At 53.1% G+C, this 8,518-nt stretch carries 1 protein-coding gene; it reads left to right on the forward strand.

Translation table 11 applies throughout. The features are described from left to right. Nucleotides 1-99 precede the first annotated feature (99 nt). A complete protein-coding gene (locus V7051_RS23880) occupies nt 100-8,289 on the forward strand; it encodes a DUF6701 domain-containing protein (RefSeq protein WP_334181185.1) in 8,190 nt (2,729 codons plus the stop codon). Nucleotides 8,290-8,518: the final 229 nt, after the last annotated feature.

An 8,518-nucleotide genomic window follows, 5' to 3' on the forward strand; every position in this document is an offset into this window, starting at 1 on the left:
GCCAATAGCTATATCACAAATTATCGCTTCGCTTCAATATGACTGACTACTAGTACCACCAACCAACGCTCGGGGTGGACTAACGCCAGCCTCACAGGTTTGACAGAGCAGGTTGATAGTAATACTAACAGCGGCAATGGCGGAGGCTTTGGTGTTGCAACAGGTGTAAAGACGACTGCCGGAACATATAACAGTACGACAGGAGCGCTTGTAGCCAGTTCCGTGCAAGGACGCATCAGCATCGCGCTCAAGCCGAAAACTACGACGCTCGGCGACGGCACGAATCCCGCAAACGCCACGCTCGCACCCGGTGCAGCGATCACCGATCTCGACGCGTTCACCCTGCAAACGAGCAGCGGGACGGACAGTCTGACCGCACTTACCGTAACACTGACCGGGACCAACTCGTTTCAAGCCTTGAGCGAAGTACGCATCACCAGTAACGACGGGGCCACAACTTATTTCTCTGCTGTTACTAATCCGACTAGTAACACGATTTCGTTCAGCGGCAGCACGCCGCTTCCTGTGACGTCGACCGCGACGACTTTCAAAGTTCGCATCACGCCGAAAACGCACACTAATATGCCGGTGCCGCCGGGGTTTTCCTATAGCGTGGGGGGCACTGTCACGGCCTTTACCAATACCAACGAACAGTTGGGTAGCGACGGCGCAAGCGCTGCGGTGACCGTGGATAATCTTTCCCCGGCAAGTGCTACGGCGACCAGCGGTAGCGCGGGCCTTGCAAAGAACACGCTCAATTGGACTTCTTCCGCCGCCACAGACTTTAATACAACTAGCGGCTCCATCGTGTATCGGTGGGCGGCGGCGAGCGCCGGTTCAGAAGTGCCGGCGGAAGGCTCGACGCCCACCCTGGGAGGCAGCAACGGAACAGCAACGGTAGCCTGTGTGGTTTCTTCCGCCGCATCCACAGCATTGGTAAGAATTGACGGTACCGGAGGCAGTTCAGATTGTACGACGACCGCCCTCACCGACGGACAGGCATATACCTACAAAGTATTTCAGAAAGATACTAACGGTAATTATGATGTCGGGGTGACAATTGGAACATTCACGCCATCCAGTATCACACTGGGTGACGGCACTAACCCTGCAAACGCTACGCTCGCACCCGGTGCAGCGATCACCGATCTCGACGCCTTTACCCTGCAAACGAGCAGCGGGACGGACAGTGTAACCGCGCTTACTGTAACACTGACCGGCACCAACTCGTTCCAGGCCTTGAGCGAAGTGCGTATCACTAGTAACAACGGAGCCACAACCTATTTTGCTGCTGCTGCCGATCCCACCAGTAACACGATTTCATTCAGCGGCGGCACGCCGATTCCAGCGACTACCACCGCGACGACTTTCAAAGTGCGCATCACGCCGAAAACGCACGCCAATATGCCGGTGCCACCGGGTCTTGCCTATAGCGTGGGAGGTGCTGTTGCTGCTTTTACCAGTACCAAAGTACAGACAGGCTCCGATGGAGCGAGTGCCTCGCTGACCGTGGACAATCTTTCCCCAGCAAGTGCTACGGCGACCAGCGGTAGCGCGGGCCTTGCAAAGAACACGCTCAATTGGACTTCTTCCGCCGCCACAGACTTTAATACAACTAGCGGCTCCATCGTGTATCGGTGGGCGGCGGCGAGCGCCGGTTCAGAAGTGCCGGCGGAAGGCTCGACGCCCACCCTGGGAGGCAGCAACGGAACAGCAACGGTAGCCTGTGTGGTTTCTTCCGCCGCATCCACAGCATTGGTAAGAATTGACGGTACCGGAGGCAGTTCAGATTGCACGACGACCGCCCTCACCAACGGACAGGCATACACCTACAAAGTATTTCAGAAAGACAGTAACGGTAATTATGATGTCGGGGTGACAGTTGGAACATTCACGCCAACCAGTATCACACTGGGTGACGGTACTAACCCTGTAAACACCACGCTCGCACCTAGTGCGGGGATCACCGATCTCGACGCCTTTACCCTGCAAACCAGTAACGGGACGGACAGTGTGACCGCGCTTAACGTAACACTGACCGGGACCAACTCGTTCCAGGCCTTGAGCGAAGTGCGTATCACCAGTAGCGATGGCGTCACAACTTACTTTTCTGCCGTCGTCGATCCCACCAGTAACACGATTTCGTTCAGCGGGGGCACGCCGATTCCGGCGACTACCACCGCGACGACTTTCAAAGTGCGCATCACGCCGAAAACGCACGCCAATATGCCGGTGCCACCGGGGCTTTCCTATAGCGTGGGAGGTACTGTCTCCGGTTTTACCAGTACCAAATTACAGGCAGGCTCCGATGGCGCGAGTGCTTCGCTGACTGTGGACAATCTTTCCCCTGCAAGCGCCACAGCGGTGAGTGGCAGTTCAGACGATGCAAAGGTAGCACTCAATTGGACCACTTCCGTCGCCACAGACTTTAATACGACTAGCGGCTCCATCATTTATCGATGGGCTGCGGCGAGCGCCGGATCAGAAGTGCCGGTGGAAGGCTCGACCCCCACGCTGGGAAGCAGTAACGGAACAGCAACGGTAGCCTGTGTGGTTTCTACCGCCGCATCCACAGCGCTGGCAAGAATTGACGGTACCGGAGGCAGTTCAGATTGCACGACGACCGCGCTCACTAATGGGCAAGTATATTCTTACAAAGTTTTCCAAAAGGATGCGAACGGTAATTACGATACTGGGGTGATAATAGGGACAATCACGCCGGCGATTGTTAATTGTACCAGCCTAGCTACCGGCAACTGGGCTGCAACATCAACCTGGACGCAATGTCGAAGCGGTGTTCCGCTTGCTGGCGATACCGTTACTATCGCCAGCGGCCACACCGTTACGCTTAATACCACGACACCCGCGATCTCCAGCCTAACGATCAATAGTGGTGGCACACTTACGGCATCGGCGGCTAATACGCTCACTTTGGGCGGTAATCTGACCAATAACGGCACGCTCTCATTCGGTACCTTTGGTAGCGTTACCCTGACAACGGCCTCGCAGTGGACCGGCACCGGAGCGACTTGGACGCTGAACAATTTGACGCTGGGCAGCCAGGCGTTGAGCTTCAATGCCACCGACACGTTCACACTCGGTATTAATGGCATTATTAGCGGCTTGGGCACCATCAACAGCGGCGCCACGAATACGGGTATTACCCTCGATTTTAGGAGCGCGAGTACGCAAACAGTGCCCACTACCGGTGTCACTTATCCGAATCTCACGGTTTCCGGCGGCAGTACTAAAACTCCGGCCTCCGGCACACTTGATATCCGCGGCAACTTCACTGTCGTCGCCAGCACCACCTTCGCCGGTAATACCAACAATCCCGCCGTAGCCTTGAAAGGCAATTTCAGTAACAGCGGTACCTTTAATGCCGGGAGCGGGGTATGGACGTTGAGTGGAACCAGTGCGCAGTCGATTGTCGGTACGCCAAGTTTTGGCAGCTTGACCACAAACAACGCCAGCGGTGTCAGCCTGTCGTCGAATGTCACGGTGAGTACTGTGTTGGCTTTAACCAACGGTACCGTTACCACCGGCGCGAACACGCTGATTGCGTCGGGGGGCGACTGTACGACTAGCATAAGCCGCACCAACGGCTATGTCATCGGCAACCTGCAACTGACAATACCGGCGACCAATCCGGTTACCTGCAGTTATCCGGTTGGCGATAGCATCGGCTATGCCCCAATCAGCATCAACAAGACTGGAACGAATACCGGTACCTTGACCGGGCGGACCGATAGTGGGGATCATCCTGACGGTTCTGCCACTGTCGGGATCAACCAGGCAAAAAACGCCAACCATTACTGGACGCTGACAGCGGGAACGTTGTTACCTACGACCCCTTATTCTGCGATTTTTCAGTTTTGCGCCACAGGTACATGCGTAGTGCCGACCGAACTGGACATTGGGGCGAACACCAGTAATTTCGTTGTGGCGAAAAAATCCGTTAGCTGGTCGAATCAGACGGTGGGTACTAAAAACGCCACTTCGACACAGGCGACCGGCTTGACGGGTTTCGGTGTATTCGAGGTGGGCGAGCAGGGCAGTCTAAATTGTACCAGTTTGGCTACCGGTAACTGGAATACTGCCGCCACTTGGACTAATTGTCACGGTGGCGTACCGCTTACCGGCGATACGGTTACCATTATCAGCAGTCACACCGTCACGCTCAATACTACGGCGCCAGCGACAGGTAGTCTAAGCAGTCTAACGATCAATACTGGAGGTACACTCACGGCATCGGCCGCCAATACGCTCACCTTGGGCGGCAACCTGACCAATAACGGCACACTCTCACTTGGTACTTCGGGTAGTGTGGCTCTAACAGCCGCCTCGCAGTGGACCGGCAGCGGCGCGACGTGGACGGTGAATAACCTAGCCTTGGGCAGTCAGGCACTGAGCTTTAATGCTACCGACACTTTCACGTTCGGTATTAATGGCAGTATCAGCGGCTTGGGTACCATCAACAGCGGCGCCACGAATACGGATATTACGCTCGATTTTAGGAACGTGAGTACGCAAACAATGCCTACTACCGGTGTCACCTATCCGAATCTGATGGTATCCGGCGGCGGTACCAAAACTCCGGCCTCCGGCACGCTTGATATTCGCGGCAACTTCACTGTCGCCGCCAGCACTACCTTCGCCGGTAACACCTTTAATCCTGCGGTAACGTTGCAAGGCAATTTTAGTAACAGCGGTACCTTTAATGCCGGGAGTGGGGTATGGACGTTGAGCGGTACCAATGCGCAGTCGATTGCCGGCACGCCAAGTTTTGGCAGCTTGGTCATAAACAACGCCAGCGGTGTCAGCCTGTCCTCGAATGTTACCAGTAGCACGTCGCTGACTCTAACCAGTGGTACTATTACAACGGGCGCTAACACACTAATTTACAGTAATGCGAACTGTTCGACGTCGCCTGTTATCCTGACCAGCGGCTATGTCATCGGCAACCTGCAACTGACAGTGCCGGCGACCAATCCGGTAACCTGCAGTTATCCAGTTGGCGATAGTATCGGTTATGCGCCTATCAGCATCACCAAAAGCGGAACGAATACCGGCACGTTGACTGGCCGGGCCGATAGCGGGGATCATCCCAATACCGCGACATCCGCTTCAGGTATCGATGCTACCAAAAGTGCAAATCACTACTGGACGCTGACAGCGGGATCTTTGTCCACTACGACACCTTATACTGCGACTTTTCAGTTCTGCTCTAATGCAAGTTCGTGCACGGTTACTGAAGTGGATTCAGGGGCCACTACGAGCAGTTTTATTGTCGCCCTGAAGAGCTCTGGAATCTGGACCTCGCAGACCCCAGGGATTAGGAACGCCTATTCTACTCAAGCAATCGGCATGACCAGTTTCGGAGAGTTTGCCGTCGGAGAACTCTCCACCAACAATTGTTATAATGACGGATTTACCGGAAGCAATGGTGCTTCTCCTGGAACTAACTGGTCAGTAGGATACAAAACAGGCACATTCGGTAATCCTATTATTTTCGGTAACCGGTTAAGGCTTACCGATGCTTCCGGAACTGTCGCCACTTGGGCTACATTGCAAAGATTGTTCCCGGCTGCAGGTAACAAGGTGACGATAGAGTTTGAGCACTTTTCTTATGATGGTACCGGTGCCGATGGTATCACTGTGGTTCTTTCTGATGCCTCTGTGGCACCTGTGGCTGGTGCTTTTGGGGGTTCTCTCGGTTACGCTCAAAAAGGTCAGAACCCTATTTCCGATTGCAACACGGCAGGAGGCTGTCCTGGATTTGCCGGCGGCTGGCTCGGAGTTGCTCTGGACGAGTTCGGCAACTATTCAACAAATATCGAGGGGCGTTTTGGAGGGGGGGCGACAATAACACCGAACTCAGTTGCAGTGCGTGGCTCCGGTTCGGGTATGTCCGGTTATCGCTTCCTGCAGGGAACCGGTAGCCTTAGTCCGGCAATTGAGGACAATAATACAGCTAATCCTCCTCATCGTTATCGCATTATTGTCGATCACACAGACAGTGATCACGCGTGGGCTTCGGTGGAGCGTGATACTACCGGTGGAGGCACAGCCTATACGACGCTGATTGGTTGTCCGCCGGGAGTAACAAGCGGTTGCACGGCTTTTGATGTCAAAGATCCAGGAAACAGCCAGAATGCGGTACCCGCTTACTGGAATCTGTCATTTACCGGTTCTACGGGTGGTTCAGCCAATATTCACGAAATTGATACTCTGAAGGTTTGCACCGTTCAAGGGCTGGCGAGTCCCGTCCTTCATCATATTAAAATCGAGCATGGAGGAACTGCCTGTACCTCAAACGCTGCTACAGTAACAGTTAAGGCCTGCGCTGATGCGGCCTGCGCTGCGCTTTATATGGGTAGTGTGACAGTCAATCTGAGCACCACAGGCGGCACTTGGTTACCGACATCGCCAATTACCTTTAGCGGAGGCCAAACAACAGTAACACTGACCGATACCACCTCTCGCTCGGATACATTAGGCGCAACGGCAACTTCGCCAACGGCAGCTAATGCAACGCAGTGTTATAACGGTATCACACAAACCTGTAGCTTGACCTTTGCCGCTTGTACATTTGATGTGGTCGAGGTGGGAGCCGCAGTGAACACCTCGATTTACACCAAGTTGGCGAACACGACTTTTAATCTGGATGTCGTGTCCAGGAGCGGCTCCAGTCAGTCATTGACGGCAATAGAGCTGGTAGATGTGAGTAGCGGCACATGCTCCAGCCCGGCCGCTGTACTCTCGCCTGTGACATTGAGTCCGGCATTGACGACTAGCGGTGTTCCAAACTTCACCGCGAACCAGCATAAAACGTTTAGCTTTACCTACAACAATGCCGTTCCTAATGTCAGGGTGCGCGTCACTACTGCGGGTCCGCTGTATTCGTGTTCGTCGGACAATTTCGCGATTCGCCCTCAGACTTTTAATTTGACGAGTAACGCCACGCAGGCGGGTAGTAGCGGAGCTCCAGTCTTTCGGGCGGGAGCGGATCCTTTTACGCTCTCTGCGACAGCTGTATACAGCGCAACCACTACTAATAACTATACTGGTACACCCAAGTTGAATCTTACTTCGGGTATGATTACGACAGCGTTACCCCATTTGGGTTCTCTTGGCTCTACCACATTTTCAGCCGCTGTCAGCGGTATCGCCACGGCATCCAACCTAACCTATTCTGAGGTGGGAAGTTTCAGCTTAGCTCAGTATGCAGTTTATGACGATACTTTTGCGAATGTTGATTCAGTCAAAGGGGAGTGTTCTTCAGGCTTCAGCAATACGTTGGCTAATAGCCGGTTCTCATGCCAGTTTGGGTCGGATGCTGCGGGGGCATTCGGCCGTTTTGTTCCAGATCATTTTAGGGTGTCTGGAACGATAGCTAACGCCTGCTCGACAGGAACGTTTACTTACATGGGACAGCCTTTCTCTCTGTCCACAAGCAAAGTGGTTGCAGCTGAAAATGCGGCAAACAGTGTGACGCAGAATTACACCGGGAGTTATGCAAACGGAACGGTCAGTTTTGGAGCCGAGAATCTAGATAATGGGACGGATATATCTTCGCGTCTTACATTTGCCAGTGGCAGTTGGGTTTCCGGCATTTACACTCTGACGAATGCAAACGGCACGTTCACTCGACCCACTTCCACTAGTTCTGATGCCACATGGGGGCCTTTCGAATCCCTTGATATTGGCCTTACCGTGAATGATAGTGATGTGACGACATCGCCCAAGGTCAATGGAGCCGACATGAATCCGAGTGCTGCTGGAGGCAGCAGCTTTACATACAAGAAATTTTCCGGAGGCCTTTTACGTATGCGCTTAGGTCGCCTTAGTCTGCAAAATACCTACGGTTCTGAATTGTTGCCCTTACCGATACCGGTCGAGGCTCAATACTGGCAAGGCAATTATTACATGGTTAATACCAACGACAGTTGCACAACTTTCCCTGCCTCTAGCGTTATTATGGCTAACTATCTTCAAAATTTAAGCGCATGTGAAACAAATTTCTCACCTGCGGGCAATCTTGCCATGTCTGGCGGGGTGCTAAACCCAAGTCTGAATTTGACTGCATCCGGTGCAGGTAACACGGGTAGTGTTGATTTGACTCTGAATATTGGTAGCAGCGCGAGCGGCAATACCTGTACTACGCCGGTGCAAGCTGCCGCTACAGCGGCTAACATGACTTGGTTTGGGACAAATCCAACCGCCCGCGCCACTTTTGGTATTTACGAAGGCAACAGCAGGTTCATTTATATCCGGGAGCTTTATTAATATGAAGTATGGGCATAATTAAGACCATAACCACGATTTTTGCAATGTAACTGATTATTTTGTTATTTGTTATGCTACAGGCATCTTAAAATTTGCTGGGTTTATATTTATGGCAACGATCAGGTTTGATGCACACAAATTTGTTCTCAAATTGCAAGAGGCCGGTTTTAATCAAAATAGGACTTACGCAAGAACCATTTCAAGCGATGGTTTTCTCAGTTGTTGAACG

This window comes from Methylobacter sp., from assembly GCF_036845245.1.
Classification (GTDB): Bacteria; Pseudomonadota; Gammaproteobacteria; order Methylococcales; family Methylomonadaceae; genus Methylobacter_A.